Annotated in this window: 15 protein-coding genes; 13 read left to right on the top strand and 2 right to left on the bottom strand. The window is 55.3% G+C overall.

The window, feature by feature from the left end; all coding sequences use genetic code 11:
• Nucleotides 1–4 precede the first annotated feature (4 nt).
• The 10 genes from J1779_RS22185 (at nucleotide 5) to J1779_RS22140 (ending at nucleotide 9,126) form a co-directional block, all read left to right on the top strand.
• Entirely contained in the window at nucleotides 5–799 is a 795-nt protein-coding gene (locus tag J1779_RS22185; RefSeq protein WP_217204812.1) for a metal-dependent hydrolase, read from the top strand.
• Between the two features lie 337 nt (nucleotides 800–1,136).
• Nucleotides 1,137–2,570: a PTS glucose transporter subunit IIBC gene (ptsG, locus tag J1779_RS22180; protein WP_056778775.1), complete on the top strand. Its 1,434-nt coding sequence runs from the start codon at nucleotides 1,137–1,139 to the stop codon at nucleotides 2,568–2,570.
• A 199-nt stretch (nucleotides 2,571–2,769) separates the two neighbouring features.
• Nucleotides 2,770–3,123: a purine nucleoside phosphoramidase gene (gene hinT, locus J1779_RS22175; RefSeq protein ID WP_217204811.1), complete on the top strand. Its 354-nt coding sequence runs from the start codon at nucleotides 2,770–2,772 to the stop codon at nucleotides 3,121–3,123.
• A 9-nt stretch (nucleotides 3,124–3,132) separates the two neighbouring features.
• Nucleotides 3,133–3,501, top strand: coding sequence for a YcfL family putative periplasmic lipoprotein (locus J1779_RS22170; protein WP_056778777.1), 369 nt, complete (start codon nucleotides 3,133–3,135; stop codon nucleotides 3,499–3,501).
• Nucleotides 3,502–3,522: 21 nt separating this feature from the next.
• Nucleotides 3,523–4,119 carry a penicillin-binding protein activator LpoB gene (lpoB, locus tag J1779_RS22165; RefSeq protein ID WP_056778781.1) on the top strand — a complete coding sequence of 199 codons (597 nt, stop codon included), beginning with the start codon at nucleotides 3,523–3,525 and terminating at the stop codon, nucleotides 4,117–4,119.
• On the top strand, nucleotides 4,100–4,951 hold the full coding sequence (locus J1779_RS22160; RefSeq protein WP_420804216.1) for a phosphotransferase: 852 nt from the start codon (nucleotides 4,100–4,102) through the stop codon (nucleotides 4,949–4,951). Before lpoB ends, J1779_RS22160 begins: the two co-directional genes overlap by 20 nt.
• A 75-nt stretch (nucleotides 4,952–5,026) precedes the next feature.
• Nucleotides 5,027–6,055 (top strand): beta-N-acetylhexosaminidase, encoded by a 1,029-nt coding sequence (nagZ, locus tag J1779_RS22155; RefSeq protein ID WP_217204893.1) that lies wholly within the window; start codon nucleotides 5,027–5,029, stop codon nucleotides 6,053–6,055.
• A gap of 51 nt (nucleotides 6,056–6,106) precedes the next feature.
• On the top strand, nucleotides 6,107–6,649 hold the full coding sequence (gene ycfP, locus J1779_RS22150) for an alpha/beta hydrolase YcfP (protein ID WP_056778785.1): 543 nt from the start codon (nucleotides 6,107–6,109) through the stop codon (nucleotides 6,647–6,649).
• Nucleotides 6,650–6,959: 310 nt separating this feature from the next.
• Nucleotides 6,960–8,264 (top strand): NAD(P)/FAD-dependent oxidoreductase, encoded by a 1,305-nt coding sequence (locus J1779_RS22145; RefSeq protein WP_217204810.1) that lies wholly within the window; start codon nucleotides 6,960–6,962, stop codon nucleotides 8,262–8,264.
• Nucleotides 8,265–8,589: 325 nt separating this feature from the next.
• A complete protein-coding gene (locus J1779_RS22140; protein ID WP_056779168.1) occupies nucleotides 8,590–9,126 on the top strand; it encodes a glycine zipper 2TM domain-containing protein in 537 nt (178 codons plus the stop codon).
• Nucleotides 9,127–9,196: 70 nt separating this feature from the next.
• On the opposite strand, the gene J1779_RS22135 is transcribed toward J1779_RS22140, so the two are convergent.
• Both J1779_RS22135 and J1779_RS22130 read right to left on the bottom strand, forming a co-directional pair.
• Nucleotides 9,197–10,180: an XdhC family protein gene (locus J1779_RS22135; protein WP_056778789.1), complete on the bottom strand. Its 984-nt coding sequence runs from the start codon at nucleotides 10,178–10,180 to the stop codon at nucleotides 9,197–9,199.
• Nucleotides 10,167–10,781 (bottom strand): nucleotidyltransferase family protein, encoded by a 615-nt coding sequence (locus tag J1779_RS22130; RefSeq protein WP_217204809.1) that lies wholly within the window; start codon nucleotides 10,779–10,781, stop codon nucleotides 10,167–10,169. Before J1779_RS22130 ends, J1779_RS22135 begins: the two co-directional genes overlap by 14 nt.
• Before the next feature lie 218 nt (nucleotides 10,782–10,999).
• Here J1779_RS22130 and J1779_RS22125 point away from each other — a divergent pair, with 218 nt between their 5' ends.
• The 3 genes from J1779_RS22125 to J1779_RS22115 are packed head-to-tail and all read left to right on the top strand — an operon-like array spanning nucleotide 11,000 to nucleotide 15,575.
• Nucleotides 11,000–13,789, top strand: a complete 2,790-nt coding sequence (locus tag J1779_RS22125; RefSeq protein WP_217204808.1) for a xanthine dehydrogenase family protein molybdopterin-binding subunit — start codon at nucleotides 11,000–11,002, stop codon at nucleotides 13,787–13,789.
• On the top strand, nucleotides 13,786–14,334 hold the full coding sequence (locus tag J1779_RS22120; protein WP_217204807.1) for a (2Fe-2S)-binding protein: 549 nt from the start codon (nucleotides 13,786–13,788) through the stop codon (nucleotides 14,332–14,334). Before J1779_RS22125 ends, J1779_RS22120 begins: the two co-directional genes overlap by 4 nt.
• Entirely contained in the window at nucleotides 14,334–15,575 is a 1,242-nt protein-coding gene (locus J1779_RS22115) for a cytochrome c (RefSeq protein ID WP_122095730.1), read from the top strand. The genes J1779_RS22120 and J1779_RS22115 overlap by 1 nt, the downstream gene beginning before the upstream one ends.
• Nucleotides 15,576–15,594: the final 19 nt, after the last annotated feature.

Below are 15,594 nucleotides of genomic sequence, written 5' to 3'. Positions count from 1 at the left end.
CACTATGTTTTTAGTCGATTCCCATTGTCACCTCGACAGCCTGGATTACAACGAACTGCATTCCGGCGCGGACAACGTGCTGGAAAAGGCCCGTGAGCGTGATGTGAAATTCATGCTGGCGGTCGCCACCACGCTGCCTGGCTATGAGGCGATGACCCAACTGATTGGCGATCGCCCTGATGTGGCGTTTTCCTGCGGTGTACATCCTCTGAATATTGATGACGGTTATGACTTTGCGGAACTGCGCCGTCTGGCCGCCAGCCCGAAAGTAGTGGCGATGGGCGAAACCGGTCTGGACTATTTCTATCAGAAAGAAGCGCACCAGCTGAAGTTGCAGCAGGACTCTTTTCGCGAGCACATCCGCATTGGCCGTGCGCTGAATAAACCGGTGATCGTCCATACCCGCGATGCCCGCCAGGACACGCTGGATATTCTGAAAGAAGAGAATGCCGGGGAATGCGGAGGCGTTCTGCACTGTTTCACTGAAGATTTGCCGACAGCAGAATTCCTGCTGGATCTGGGTTTTTACATTTCCTTCTCCGGCATCGTGACGTTCCGCAATGCCGAAGCCTTGCGCGAAGTTGCCCGCTACGTACCGCTGGATCGTCTGCTGGTGGAAACTGACTCGCCGTATCTGGCACCGGTGCCTCATCGTGGAAAAGAAAATCAGCCTGCTTACGTGCGTGATGTTGCCGAATACATGGCGGTGCTTAAAGGCGTCAGTCTGGAGCAACTGGCAGAGGCGACAACTCAGAACTTTTCACGATTATTTCATGTCGACACTTCCTCCTTGATCTAGGCTGTAGCTTAGTCATATTCGCTGGATTTATTTTTCACCTCGTAATTAATCGTCTGAATGAGGTATCTTGGCACCGTTTTTCGGTTGTCGGGAAAGCCTCATTCGGATTTTTCGTGTGAAAGTGACGGTTTTTAATCCAGTTTTTCAGCATTTTTCAGAAAAACGTGACTGCCATCAAACATTAACAAAGGGATTTATTTTACCCTGCGTAAAAATTAAAAGGGGTGCTCAGACACCCGACGGCAACGGGGTTTCAGACCGCTTGCTACGCGGTGAGTTATCAGGCTACACCGCATGAAGTATCAAAAAGCATCATTACTCAGGAGCACACTCAATTATGTTTAAGAACGCGTTTGCAAACCTTCAGAAGGTCGGTAAATCGCTGATGTTGCCAGTCTCCGTACTGCCAATCGCAGGTATTCTGCTTGGCGTCGGTTCTGCAAACTTTAGCTGGCTTCCGCTGATCGTTTCTCATGTCATGGCCGAGGCTGGTGGTTCAGTCTTCGCTAACATGCCTCTGATCTTCGCTATCGGCGTTGCTTTAGGCTTTACGAACAACGACGGTGTTTCTGCACTGGCGGCCGTTGTGGCATACGGCATCATGGTCAAAACCATGGCGGTTGTGGCTCCACTGGTTCTGCATTTACCGGCTGAAGAAATTGCAGCCAGCCATCTGGCGGACACCGGCGTACTGGGCGGTATTATCTCCGGTGCGATTGCGGCATACATGTTCAACCGTTTCTACCGCATCAAGCTGCCTGAATATCTGGGCTTCTTCGCGGGCAAACGTTTTGTGCCAATCATTTCCGGTATGGCGGCGATTATTCTGGGTGTGGTTCTGTCCTTCATCTGGCCACCTATCGGCAGCGCTATCCAAACCTTCTCTCAATGGGCTGCTTACCAGAACCCGGTAGTGGCATTCGGTATCTACGGCGTGGTAGAACGCGCACTGGTTCCGTTTGGTCTGCACCATATCTGGAACGTTCCTTTCCAGATGCAAATCGGCGAGTACGTCAACTCTGCGGGCCAGGTGTTCCACGGCGACATCCCACGTTACATGGCGGGTGACCCGACTGCGGGTAAACTGTCTGGTGGCTTCCTGTTCAAAATGTACGGCCTGCCGGCAGCTGCTGTGGCTATCTGGCACTCAGCGAAACCTGAGAACCGTGCAAAAGTCGGCGGCATCATGATCTCCGCTGCACTGACTGCGTTCCTGACCGGTATCACTGAGCCGATCGAATTCTCCTTCATGTTCGTTGCGCCGATCCTGTATGTGATCCACGCGATTCTGGCAGGTCTGGCGTTCCCAATCTGTATCCTATTGGGGATGCGTGACGGCACCAGCTTCTCACACGGTCTGATCGACTTCATCGTGCTGAGCGGCAACAGCAGCCGCATCTGGCTGTTCCCTGTAGTCGGTGCGGTTTATGCAGTGGTTTATTACAGCATCTTCCGTTTCCTGATTGCCAAACTGGATCTGAAAACCCCAGGTCGTGAAGACTCTGCAAGCGAAACCACGACTCAGGGCGGTTCAGAAATGTCTGCCTCTCTGGTTCAGGCTTTCGGCGGCAAAGACAACATCACCAACCTGGATGCCTGTATCACCCGTCTGCGTGTCAGCGTGGCTGATATTTCCAAAGTTGATCAGGCTGGCCTGAAAAAACTGGGTGCAGCCGGTGTGGTTGTGGCAGGTTCTGGTGTTCAGGCAATCTTTGGTACCAAGTCTGACAACCTGAAAACCGATATGGATGAGTACATGCGCAGCCATTAATGCTGAGCGGTACCTGTTCTGAGAAAGGAGGCTTCGGCCTCCTTTTTTCATGCCTGCGATTTAAGGCAAGGGCGCGCGCGGGCTTACGCTGGCGCTTTCTGCGGCAATTAAGCAGCTAAAAGCGTAATCAGGTTGAAAGGAATGGAAATTCTGACCCATACTGCGTACATCGCTTTTTACTTTGTTAAGGACAGTTAAGATGGCCGAAGAGACAATTTTCAGCAAAATTATCCGCCGTGAAATTCCTGCCGATGTGGTTTATCAGGATGAACTGGTCACCGCGTTTCGCGACATTTCTCCTCAGGCACCCAGCCATATTCTGATTATCCCGAACGTGCTGATCCCGACCATGAATGATGTGGATGCCACGCACGAAGCAGCGCTTGGCCGCATGATGACCGTGGCGGCGAAAATTGCAGAGCAGGAAGGGATTGCTGAAAGCGGCTATCGCCTGATCGTGAACTGCAACCGTGACGGCGGGCAGGAGGTTTATCATATTCATATGCACCTGGTCGGTGGCCGCGCGCTGGGTCCATTGCTGTCATGTCAGTAAGGATAAAAAATGCGATTTTTGATGGCAATATTGCCGGTGCTTTTGTTGATAGGGTGCAGCAGTCGTCCGGGCATTGCGCTGAATAATCAACAAAAAGTGGTCATGGAATCGCCCGTGCTGACGGCGGGGATTATCCCCAGTTCGCCCTCTGTCGGTGAATCCGGTGGACAAAAGCAAGCCACCAGTACGCTCAATAACAACCAGCCGCACGCCGTGACGTTGCATTACCGTTTCTTCTGGTACGACAAGCAAGGGCTGGATTTACTGCCCGTTGCCGAACCCAGAACGGTCACCGTGCCTGCCAACAGCAGTCTGGAAGTCAGTTCCCTGAATGGTAATCTTGATGCGGACAGCGTGCGTCTTTACCTTTATCTCTAATGTTCTCGACGGAGTAGGTTGATGAAAAAGTATTTCCTCATTGTGGCAATGGCCGCATTGATCCTCGGCGGTTGTACATTGCCAAACCAGCAACAGCCACAGCAGCCGGAACAACCCCAGCAACCGCAGCAGCCTCAGCCGCCGGTAAATCCGCCGGTGCCAGAGCAACCGACCGTTCCTCCTGTTCCTCAGCCTCCTAAATTTGCCAACATCGACTGGACAGCCACTGTTCAGCCTATGCTGGCGAAAATGCTGAAAGCAGATGGCGTTCAGTCAGGCAGTGTTCTGCTGGTCGACAGTGTGAAAAACAGCACCAACGGCTCATTGCAAACCGCCAAAGCCACCGATGCTTTACGCACGGCGCTGGCGAACAACACGACCTTCCAGGTGATCCCGGCTGAACAGCTGGCTTCTGCCAAACAATCGCTGGGGTTATCGCCGGATGACAGCCTGGCGTCAGTCAGCAAGGCCATCGGTCTGGCCAATATCGTCAAAGCACAGTACGTGCTCTACAGCACGGTGAGCGGCGATGTGAAATCACCGACCATGTCCATGCGTTTGATTACCGCGCCGAGCGGTGAAATTGTCTGGTCTGGCCGTGGCGCCGTTCAGAATTAACGCGCAATTACAGCAACTGATTGAACAGCATTATCCGGCGGTGAAAACCGCCGGTTTTCATTTGTCTCCGGTGGCCGGTCTGACGGGGGAGAGCTGGAAAATCAGCTCTCCTGCCGGTGATTTACTGGCTCGATATCAGTCACCTGATCGTCTGATTTCCGGAGCGGACAGACGCCGCGAACATCGTGTTTTGCGGCATATCGCCCGGCATTATCCCGGCCCCTGTGTCAGACTTTATTCGCCGCCGTGGTTGCTGGTGGACTGGATTAACGGCGCACCGCTGACCGGGCAGGCTTTTGCCGCCACGGCCGGGCAGCAGGCGCTGAGTGAGAGTCTGGTGTTACTGCATCAGTTGCCTCTGTCGGGTTACCGGCTGAATTTACATCAGCAATTTGCCCGTTACTGGCAGCACGTGGACCGCCGTCGTCTGACGCCGCGCTGGTTGCGGTGGCATAAAAAGATGATGCGAACGCCGCCTCCCGCGCCGCTGCGGTTATCCCTGGTTCACATGGATATTCACGCTGGCAACGTGCTGGCAACGCCGCAGGGGCTGCGGCTGATTGACTGGGAATACGCCGCTGACGCCGATATCGCGCTGGAGCTGGCTGCCATTATTCGGGGCAACGGCTGGAGTTTTGCTCAACAGCGCGCGTTTTTACAGCGTTACGTCTCCGCGGGCGGTTATCGGGATTTAACTCTTTTACAGCAGCAGGTAAACCGCTGGTTACCCTGGGTGGATTACCTGATGCTGATGTGGTTTGAAGTGCGCTGGCAGCAAACCGGCGAGCAGAAATATTGTGAATGGGCGCAGCCGCTGCACCGCCAGCGTTGAACTGCGCCTGTGATGAATGCTGAATTGCTTATCTGAATTGATTGAAAAGGAGTGGCCATCTTGTTGGGACCTGTAATGCTGGATGTGGCTGGCTATGAGCTGGATGCCGAAGAACGTGAAATTTTGCAGCATCCGCTGGTTGGCGGGCTGATTTTATTTACCCGTAACTATCACGACGTCGAACAGTTGCATGAACTGATCCGTCAGATCCGTGCGGCTTCGCACGACCGGCTGGTGCTGGCGGTGGATCAGGAAGGCGGCCGCGTGCAGCGTTTTCGTGACGGGTTCACCCGTCTGCCTGCCGCGCAATCTTTTGCCGCGCTGAATGCGCCGCATGAAGCGGGGCGGCTGGCGCAGGAAAGCGGCTGGCTGATGGCATCTGAAATGATTGCGATGGATATCGACATCAGTTTCGCACCGGTGCTGGATATCGGACATATCAGCGCCGCCATTGGTGAACGTTCCTTCCACGCAGAGCCGCAAAAAGCGCTGGAGATGGCGGAACGCTATATTCTCGGTATGCATTCTGCCGGTATGAAAACCACCGGCAAACATTTCCCGGGGCATGGCGCGGTCAGCGCTGACTCTCATAAAGAGACACCGCGCGACGATCGTCCGCTGGAAGAAATCCGCGAGCACGACATGGCGATTTTCCGTCAGCTCAACCAGCGTAAATTGCTGGATGCGGTCATGCCTGCGCACGTGATTTATACCCAGGCCGATCCACGACCGGCCAGCGGTTCGCCTTACTGGTTGCAGGAAATCTTGCGCAAGGAACTGAAGTTTGACGGCGTCATTTTCTCTGATGACATCTCGATGGAAGGCGCGGCCATCATGGGCACGTATCCGGAGCGGGCACAGGCTTCGCTGGATGCGGGTTGCGATATGATCCTTGCCTGTAACAACCGTCAGGGCGCGGTCAGCGTGCTCGATAACCTGTCGCCGGTCAACGCAGAGCGTGTTGCGCAGTTGTATCATCGCGGCCGGTACAGTGGAAAAGAGGCCCGTCAGGACTTGCTCAATTCAACCCGCTGGCAGCAGGCAAACCGTGACTTAACGGCGCTCGATGCCCGCTGGCAGGAACACAAACAGGCTGCCCGGTAACGGTTTTCGGACCGCAGAGGGTGTCAACGCACATTCAGGATGAGGTAAACGATGATTATCTATTTGCATGGTTTCGATTCAACCAGCCCCGGTAACCACGAGAAGGTTTTACAGCTTCAGTTTATTGACCCGGACGTGCGCTTTATCAGTTACAGCACGCTGCATCCACGCCATGACATGCAGCATCTGCTGAAAGAAGTCGATAAAGTGCTGCACGAAACGCAGGATCCGCACCCGCTGATTTGCGGCGTCGGCCTCGGGGGTTTCTGGGCGGAGCGCATTGGTTTCCTGTGCGGTATCCGCCAGGTGATGTTCAATCCGAATTTATCTCCGCAGGATAATATGGCCGGAAAGATTGATCGTCCTGAAGAGTATGAAGACATTGCCACCAAGTGCATCAGCGATTTTCGTGAGAAAAACCGCGACCGCTGCCTGGTGATTTTGTCCCGCGAAGACGGCGTGCTCGACAGCAGCAAGACGGCGGAGAAACTGCATCATTATTATCCTGTGGAATGGGACGAAAAACAGAGCCACAAATTCAAGGATATCTCGACGCATTTGCAGCGGATCAAAGCTTTCAAAACCATCGCCTGAAGATGTTTATATCCCGCTAAAACCACCGCCCCGCGCGGTGGTTTTTTTATGGGCGGCAGAAAGCATCCGGTGATGTTTTCATGCTAAACGCGCTAACTGCCTGATTTAAAAATGTCAAAATGCGTGCCATTTCATCAGGGCAATCAGACCAAATCATTTTAAATTGACCTACATCAATTTTGGTATGACCAAATCACCACGCATGATATCCTCCCACTCAGATACCGAATTAACTTAAGCAACCCTATGTAATATAAGGATTATTTTTTAACTCTTATATAACAAATGGTTCACATTTGAGGGGGTCATTTTGACATCACCAATGAAGAAAATTGTCATAATTGGCGGCGGCGCTGGCGGTCTGGAACTGGCGACCAGCCTCGGGCATAAGCTTGGCCGTAAAAAGAAAGCGGAGATCATTTTGGTCGACCGTAATCACAGCCACCTGTGGAAACCACTGTTGCACGAAGTGGCTACCGGCAGCCTGGATGATGGTGTTGATGCCCTGAGCTATCTGGCGCATGCACGTAACCACGGTTTCACGTTCCAGATTGGTTCACTGACCGATATCGACCGTGAAAATAAGACCATCAAGCTGGCTGAAATTTGCGACGAAAACGGCGAAATGCTGGTGCCTGTGCGTGATATCGCTTATGACCAGCTGGTCATGGCGCTGGGCAGCACCTCTAATGACTTCGGCACGCCGGGCGTGAAAGACCACTGCATCTTCCTAGACAACCCGCATCAGGCGCACCGTTTCCACAACGAAATGCTGAATTTGTTCCTCAAATTCTCAGCCAGCGCAGATAAGCAAAAGAAAGTGAACATTGCTATCGTCGGCGGCGGCGCGACAGGCGTTGAGCTGTCTGCTGAACTGCATAATGCGGTGAAACAGCTGCACAGCTACGGCTTTAAAGGGCTGGACAGCGAAGCGCTGAACGTCACGTTGGTCGAGGCCGGTGAATGTATTCTGCCTGCATTGCCACCGCGTATTTCTGCGGCGGCCCATCAGGAGCTGACCAAGCTGGGCGTGCGCGTTCTGACCCAAACGATGGTCACCAGTGCGGATAAAAACGGTCTTAACACCAAGTCTGGCGAATTCATTGATGCCGATCTGATGGTCTGGGCGGCGGGAATCAAAGCTCCTGATTTCATGAAAGACATCGCCGGGCTGGAAACCAACCGTATCAATCAGTTGGTGGTTGAGCCAACGCTGCAAACCACCCGCGACCCTGATATTTATGCAATCGGTGATTGCGCATCCTGCCCGCAGCCCTCAGGTGGTTTTGTGCCGCCGCGCGCGCAGTCAGCGCATCAGATGGCATCACGTTGCTTTGCTAATATCATGGCGCAGCGCAAAGGTCAGAGCCTGAAACCTTATGTCTATAAAGATCATGGTTCACTGGTGTCTCTTTCCCGTTTCAGCACCGTCGGCAGCCTGATGGGCAACCTGATGCGCGGTTCGATGATGGTGGAAGGACGTCTTGCGCGCCTGGTGTATGTGTCGCTTTACCGTATGCACCAGATTGCGTTGCACGGTTACATCAAAACCGGCCTGATGATGCTGGTAGGTGGAATCAACCGGGTGATCCGCCCGCGTCTGAAACTGCACTGATTTTTTTGACCGTCCGCTGAATCGTTTCCTCACGGTTTGGCCACTGAAAGCCTGCTTCCCGCAGGCTTTTTTATTGCTAACCAGATGCTCCTGCCACCGAAAACTAGTTTGTCCGCTAAGAATGCTCTGAAACACCTCGTTACACCCGCATTTCTCTCACTTACAGACTTCGTCTTATTGTTCCTTAACCATTCCAGGTACAAACTTTAACAAGTTTACAGCCGGCGATTCACGCACGCCGAACCTCAGGATGTGAAGTTTTCCACTGAGGTATGTGTCCTGAGTCAGGCGCAATATGCGTGGTAACATTTTCGGAGGAAGTCCTGTGAACAAGTCAATGTTAGCTGGGGTCGGTATTGGTGTGGCTGCGGCATTAGGCATTGCCGGTGTGGCGAGCATGAATGTCTTTTCATCTGACCCGCAATACGCGCAGGTTGTCAGCGCGACGCCAATTAAAGAAACCATCAAAACGCCGCGTCAGGAATGCCGCAATGTCACTGTGACTCACCGTCGTCCTGTTCAGGATGAGCATCAGATCGCCGGCTCCGTGCTGGGCGCTGTCGCCGGTGGCGTTCTGGGGCATCAGTTTGGTGGCGGTCGTGGCCGTGATGTGGCGACAGTTGCCGGTGCGCTGGGCGGTGGCTATGCGGGTAACCGTGTACAGAGCAGCATGCAGGATAACGATACCTACAGCACGCAGCAGCAACGTTGTAAAACCGTCTACGACAAAGAAGATAAAATGCTCGGTTATGATGTGACCTATAAGATAGGCGATCAGCAGGGCAAAGTGCGTATGGACCACGATCCGGGCACACAAATCCCGCTGGATAAAAGCGGTCAGTTGCAGCTTACCCGTTCCTGATACCGGTAAGTGGCAAATAAAAGCCTGAGGCGCAAACCTCAGGCTTTTTTTTATGTCTCTGACGACGTGCTCAGGCCGCAGTATCCGCTGCATTCAGGCCGTTTTTGTGTTTCACGATATCGGCCATGACGGCCAGCGCAATCTCAGCGGGCGTTTTGCTGCCAATGGGCAAGCCGACGGGGGCATGAAGGCGGGCGAAATCCTCAGCGGAAAAATCCGCGATGGTTTGCAGGCGTTCACGACGGCGAAGGCTGTTGCGTTGTGAACCCATTGCGCCAATGTAAAACGCTGGTGTATTCACTGCTTCCATGAGCGTCAGGTCATCCATGCGCGGATCATGGGTCAGGGCGACTATCGCTGTATTGGCATGGCAACCCTGTAACTCGAGATACTTTGCCGGAAACTGTTTCTCCAGCCGGATCTCAGCTTTGAGCGCAGGCAGAAAATTTTCCAGCACCTCTTCACGGCATTCGCACACCACCACGTCAAAGCCCAGCGCACAGGCAAAGTCTGCGCAGTAGATCGCGACGCTTGAAAGCCCGGCAATCAGCAAACGCGGCGGTGCCGCCAGATGTAATCTGACGCAGTCACCGTCACGCATCACCTGGGTGGCGCTGTGATAGCCCGTGAGCGCCAGATGATCGCAGGCGGCGGGCAGGGTAAGTGATTTATCCAGCGCAAAATGCCCGGCCAGCGCCATCCCCATTTTTTGCAGATAATCCAGATTGCCCTGCGTTGCGGGCAGATATTCGATCAGCACATCCAGCGATCCGCCACAGGGCAAGGCGACATCGGGGGTTAACCCGCCGTCACCGTAACGCACAATCTGGCTGGCCTGCTGATAGTCTCCGGCGGCAATGCGCCGTAAGAAATCCTCTTCGACACATCCGCCTGACAGCGAACCGCAGTAGCGGCCATTGCCGGTCGCCGCCAGTAAGGCACCGGGCGCGCGCGGGGAGGAACCGTACGTCGTCAGAACAGTACACAACCACACCGGCTGATGCGTCAGCCATTCATGCGCCTGAGAAATAACCTGATTATCAAGATGCTGCATGCGGAGATCCGTTTGAAAAAAGCGCAGAGAGAGAAAGTTGTTCCGGCAAATCGATGTCGGTGATCACGGCGGGCGTTGTGACATCCAGGCGTAACAGCGGCTGGCTGCGGATAAGTTCCCTGGCATCGTGGTCACCGTGAAGTTGTAAAAGGGCGTCCCGCATCGGGCGGGAAAAACCCACCGGGTGTCCCGGCTGATTTTGCCAGTAAGGCCGAACCACGGGCTTCAGAGGCAGGGAAGCGGCCACGGCGGTAAAAATATCCGGCGTGACGAAAGGCATATCGGCAAGATGAACCAGCCACCCGTCCCAGTCTGGCGTATCGCGCACCCCGGCCGCGACGGAACCCCCGGTGCCGGCGCTCTCTGTCAGCGTGAAAGGCACCCCTTCACGCAGGCAACTTGCCTGCACCTGCCGGTTTTCAGCACGCGTAACCACGCGCACCGGCAGCCCGCTGCTCAGCACCTGACGGAGGGTGAGGTCAAAAAGGGTGGCAGCATTTTGTGCTGTTTGGGGCAATATTGCATTCAGCTTATTACCTTTGCCTCCGGCGGCGATAAACCGGCTCCCCAGCCCTGCGGCGAGAAGAATAATACCTGCCATTTTCCTTGCATCCCTTTTGTACATTGTTTGCGCAACAGGATTAATTATCCCATTTTATTGCGCAAAATTGTGAACGAAATATTAAAAATGTGTATTACGTCATTACTTAGCGCAACATGACTGCCTATAATCGCCCGCGTTAAACGGTATTTTTAGAATTTATGACAAATTGTAAAAGCGCCGCACTATAAGAAAGACAATAAGAAGCAAGGAACTTTATGAGCAATTTCAACCCGTCCAGGCGGCGCTTTGTTAAAGGCGCTGTGATCGCTGGTGTCTCCGTTTATCTCGCGCCGCTGCACAGTCGTGCATACGCTGCGCTGTTCGAAGAAAAAATTCTGCAATCGCCACAATGGGACGCACAAAACAAACGCGTTCGTTTCCGCATTGACGGAAAGGCGAAAGTCATGGGGCAGAAGGTGTTTGCCCGCGATATCCGCGCGCAGGACATGCCGCACTGGCCGCAAAAACAGGCGCATGCCTTTATCCTCCGCGTGACCCAGGCCGACAAAATTTATGCCGGGTTAGATCTCTCTCTGCTGGGCGATGATTTGCAGCCCGATCAGCTGGTGACCGCCGACGTACTGGCGCGTGACGGGCTGGCCTTCCCGGCATTCTATGGTGAAGACATGCTGCTGCCGGAAGGCAAAACCCCGGCTTATCTGGGCCAGGCGGTGGCGATTCTGGTGTATCAGGATTTCGCGAAATTCCGCTTCGCCAAAAACGCCCTCAAGTTCAAAGACAACGTGGTGCGCTACGGTGAGAAGACCGGCCCGCTGGAAAGAGATCCCTGGGGAACCTTCCGCTTTGTGCGCGTAGGGGGCGAAACCGCCTTTGAAGACGATAAATTCTCCAGCCTGAAAGACATGCCGGTTTTCCCGGTCAGTATGCGCAAACATCTGCCGGTGTGGCCGGAAGGGCGCGAGGGCGGTAAGTTGGATGAACAGGGCATGTTCTACGCCCGTGAAATGGCCGATGAGCTCAACTCTCCGCCACAGGACTGGCTGGTGATGTCGCGCAAATTCACCACGCAGTCCGTCGATACTTCCGCCCTCGAGCCGGATAATGCCAACGGCTGGTACGATGCGGCGACGCAAACGCTGCATATGGTGGTGCCAACCCAGTCGCCGCAGGAAGTGGCCGATGAAATGCCACGCATGATGGCGAAATCGCACCGCACGGTGAAAACGCTGATTATGCATCCCTGTTACACCGTCGGCTATGGCTCGAAAGATCACTACAACTTCCCGTATTACGGTGCCGTCGCGGCGATGTACGGCGACGGTTTGCCGGTGCGTCTGGCCAATGACCGCTTCGAGCAGTTCCAGTCTTCCCTTAAACGCCACGCGTTTGATATGAATTACGACATCGCGGTTAACCGTGAAACCGGCATGTTGCAGTCATTCCACGCAGCAATGACCGCAGACGGCGGCGGGCGCAGCAACTTTACGCCGTCGGTGGTGATGGTGGGCGCGACCGCTGCGCAGTCGATTTACTATTTCCCGAAAAGTGATCTTTCAGCCGTCGGGCTGGCGTCGCGCGCGCTGGACGCCGGTTCAGCGCGCGGCTACGGCACGCTGCAAAGCATGGCCGCCACCGAAATGATGATGGATGAACTGGCTGCCGAACTGAAACTGGATCCGATTGCGTTCCGTCTGCGCAACGTCCTGAAATCGGGCATGAAAAACACCCAGGGCGCCATTCCTGCGGGCGCAATTCGCGCCGATGAAGTGCTGGAAAAAGCCGCCGTTCATCCGTTATGGACGCAGCGCCAGAAGCGCAAAGCCGAATACGAAAGCCAGAATCCGGGTAAACGTTATGGCGTCGGTTTTGGTTGCGTGCAGAAAGACTTCGGCACCGGCGCGGAAACCTCTTTCGCTCGCGTCGAACTCAGTGAAAAAGGCGAAATCAGCCTGTGGCACAGCGGCGCAGAAATGGGGACGGGAATGTCCACGTCGCAATCCGTGTTGTGCGCCGAATGGCTGGGGAAACCGGCTGAACAGGCGCATTTCTCAGTGACCGACTGGTCGGTATTGCCGGTGGAAACCAGCGGCGACCCGTACATTATGTCGCAGGAAGAGCAGGACAAACTGCAAACCAATCCGCGCTGGTCGCCGTCTTACTGCTCGCCGTCCAGCGCCAGTAACTCCGCCTATTATTTCTCCCACAGCACCCGCGAAGCCGCGCGGCTGATTTTCGACCAGGGTTTATGGCCTGCGGCGATGGCTATCTGGCAAACCGGTATCGGCGGCGGACAGGCCGCGCCGTACATCGTGCGCAAGGAAGATGCCCGCTGGGTTGAAGGCGGCCTGACCGCCAACGGCATGCAAATTCTCAGCCTCGAAACGCTGGCGAAAAAAGTCTACGAAATGAACGGCATGACCGGCGCGGCGGTGCACGTTTTCAACCGCTGGCAATGGGCGGAAGCCGATTTCACACTGAACACGGTGCGCCAGCGTATTCCGGTGGATGGCATGGCGGTGCGAAACGGCGCAGGCGAGTTCCGCACGCTGGCGCGTGACGCGGTGTATTATCCGCCGACGCAGCGTAACAACGCCTCCGTGACCTATTACAGCGCGGTCGGCACCCTGGCTGAAATCGCGGTGGACATTGCCACCGGCAAGGTCGAATTACTCACCCACCATTCCATTATGGAGTGTGGCAACCTGATCGTGCCTGAGCTGGTGTCCGGCCAGTTGCAGGGCGGGCTGGCGATGGGGATCGGCCACGCATTGCACGAGTATTTACCGCTGTACGAAGACGGGCCGGGCAACGGAACCTGGAATTTCAACCGTTACCATTTGCCGCGCGCCAGCGATGTGGCGGTCTGGAAACAGACCAGCGATATCCTGCCTGCGCTGTCGGAAACCGATCCGCCGAAAGGCATGGCCGAAGTGGTGATGATCCCGGTCGTCGCCGCGCTGGTGAACGCCATCGCCCATGCCACCGGCCACCGTTTCCGTGATTTGCCCGTTCGTGCTGAAAATATTCGTGAGGTTTTACAATGAGCATCCCAACCAAGCCCTTAGAGCTGACCATTAACAATCAACATTACGGCCCGCTGGACGTACCTGAAGGCCTGATGATGATCGACTTCCTGCACGAATACGTCGCGCTGACCGGCTGCCGCCTCGGCTGCGGTCAGGGTATCTGCCATGCCTGTGTGGCTATTCTCGATCACGACAGCGGCACCAGCGAAGAGGTGCGTACCTGCATTACCGGCGCGCATTTTTTCAACGGTAAAAAAGTCCGTACCGTGGAAGGCCATGCCAAAACCGATGATAAGGGCGACGTGACGCTGTCCCCGGTTCAGCAGGCGTTTCTGGAACATTACAGTTTCCAGTGTGGCTACTGCACACCCGGTTTTGTGAATGCCGCGACGCTGCTGCTTGAGCGCCTGGAAAAACATCCGATTGCGCTCAACGAGCTGGAAGGTGCTATCAACGGTGCGCTGGAAAACCACATCTGCCGCTGTACCGGCTATGTCCGTTACTACGAAGCGGTGCGTGATGTTGTGCTGAAAACGCCGGGTCTGATCAGGGAGCACGCGTGATGAAAAAACGTCTTTTCCTCGCGCTGCTGGCGGTGATTATCATCGTTATTGCGGTGTTGTGGTGGCGGGAAAACCGCACGCTGGATGCACCGGTGCAGAAAGTGACGGCGGACACCGCGCAGACAGAACGTGGCCGCTATCTGGTGCAGGCGTCTGACTGTGCGGCCTGCCACACGGCCTCCGGCGGCGCACCGCTGGCGGGCGGTTATCCGCTGGAAACGCCGTTCGGCAAAATCTTCGGCAGCAACCTGACGCCTTCTGCTGACGCCGGTATCGGCCGCTGGACCTCTGAGGATTTCTATCTGGCGCTGACCAAAGGCGTGGCGCCGGGCGGGCGTCATCTCTATCCGGCGATGCCTTACACCTCGTACAAAGGCGTGACCCGTCAGGATTCAGACGATATGTATGCGTTTCTGATGACGCGCCCGGTGGTGGATTTGCCGGTGCCGGAAAACGAAATGCCATTCCCGTTCAATCAGCGCATGGCGATGATTGGCTGGAATCTGTTGTTCCGCACGTCTGATCCGATGCCGGCCAGCTCGCAGGGACATTCTGCCGACTGGCAGCGCGGGAAATACCTGACTGACGTGCTCGGCCACTGTGGCGAATGCCATACGCCGCGCGGCAAACTCGGCCAGATGGACACGGAGAATAACCTGAAGGGCGGGACACTCGGGCGCATCACCGCACCGGCGATCACCCCGGATGCACTGGCGCAGCGTGGCTGGAACCCGGCCGATCTGAGCCGTTTTCTTGCCACCGGTTTTGCACCCCAGGGCTCAGCGTTTGATGAGATGCACAAGGTTATTGATCTCAGCACCCGTCATCTGACTGAAGAAGATCATCGCGCCATTGTCACCTATTTACTGGGCGACAAGCCGCCCGCAGCGGTACCGGTGAGCATCGCGCAGGGCGGCAATGACGCTGGCCGAATCACTTATCTCGACCAGTGTTCCGGGTGCCATATGGCCGACGGCGCGGGCAAACCGCATGTTGCGGTGGCGATGCAAAACAACGCCACTTTGCGCCAGCCGGATGGCCGCAACCTGATCGTTTCAGTGCTCGACGGTTTACCGGCGCAGGAATTCCCCAACGGTGAAAGCATGCAGTCCATGCCGGGTTTTGCTGACCGACTGAACGACGCGCAAATCGCTGAAATGGTGAATTACCTGCGTGTGACGTTCGGTGGCCTGCCGGGAGATATCACACCGGAACAGGTGAAAGCCCTGCGTAAGCCATAGCGGATAACCTGAAGGCATA

The organism is Rahnella rivi, from assembly GCF_019049655.1.
GTDB lineage: Bacteria > Pseudomonadota > Gammaproteobacteria > Enterobacterales > Enterobacteriaceae > Rahnella > Rahnella rivi.
This window is presented reverse-complemented; position numbering and strand designations above follow the sequence as displayed.